This is a genomic window from Roseovarius litorisediminis (assembly GCF_900172295.1).
In the GTDB taxonomy this organism is placed as follows: domain Bacteria; phylum Pseudomonadota; class Alphaproteobacteria; order Rhodobacterales; family Rhodobacteraceae; genus Roseovarius; species Roseovarius litorisediminis.
The window spans coordinates 1-824 of the sequence record NZ_FWFL01000034.1; the positions used below are offsets into that span (position 1 = coordinate 1).

Genomic DNA, 824 nt, shown 5'->3' on the forward strand with positions numbered 1-824 from the left:
TAGGGCCTGTTAACACTTAATCATATCGACGATTAGGGCGAAATTCAGGAAAGCGCGGTACATGACGTCCAGCTTTTCGAACCTTGAGAAGATGCGTCGGTATCCTTTCAGCCTTCGAAACAGGCGTTCAACCTCGTTGCGCCGCTTGTAGATGGTCCGATCGTAATCCCATTTGATCAGCCGGTTCGCCTTTGGCGGAACAACCGGGACCATGCCTAGGTCAAGTACCAACTGGCGCGTTTCGTCGCCCTCATAGGCCCGGTCCATAATCATTGCAGCGCCTTGGGGCGGTGACCGCCAGCCTTCCAGCAGGGCGCGGCCTTCGGGCGCGTCGTGCGCATTCCCACCAGATAGGCTGAATGTCAGTGCAAAACGGTCATTTGCGGCGATCAGGTGGACTTTGGTGTTCCAGCCACCCCGCGACTTACCGATGGCTTGCGGTCCGTTTTTTTGGGCGCGCCGGTACCATCGGGATGCACTTTGACGCTCGTACTGTCGAGGCCCAGACAATCAACGGACACGCGGATCATGTGGTGCTTCTGAAGAGCATCAAACAGCCGGTCCAAAACGCCCGCGTCGGCCCAACGGCGCATCCGGGTGTAAACCGTGTGCCACTTGCCGAAACGTGGTGGCAAGGCCCGCCATTTGCAGCCGTTCTCGGCGACAAAGAGGATGGCGTTGATCACCGTTAGGTTCGAAACCCGCACATTCCCGCGCTGGACTGGCAAGTAGGGCTGGATCAGCGCGTATTGATTTTCTGTTATCTCATTCATAACAGATACTTAGCATCAAACAGCACTACGTAATAGTGTTAACAGGCCCTA

Annotated in this window: 1 protein-coding gene; it reads right to left on the reverse strand. The window is 55.9% G+C overall.

Features of this window, described 5'->3' with window-relative positions; translation table 11 throughout:
- Window positions 1-9 precede the first annotated feature (9 nt).
- Window positions 10-773 (reverse strand): IS5 family transposase gene (locus tag PEL8287_RS19655; RefSeq protein ID WP_139837886.1). Its coding sequence is split into 2 segments (ribosomal slippage): window positions 10-455 and window positions 455-773, totalling 765 coding nucleotides; the frame shifts between segments, so codons are not numbered across the junction.
- Window positions 774-824: the final 51 nt, after the last annotated feature.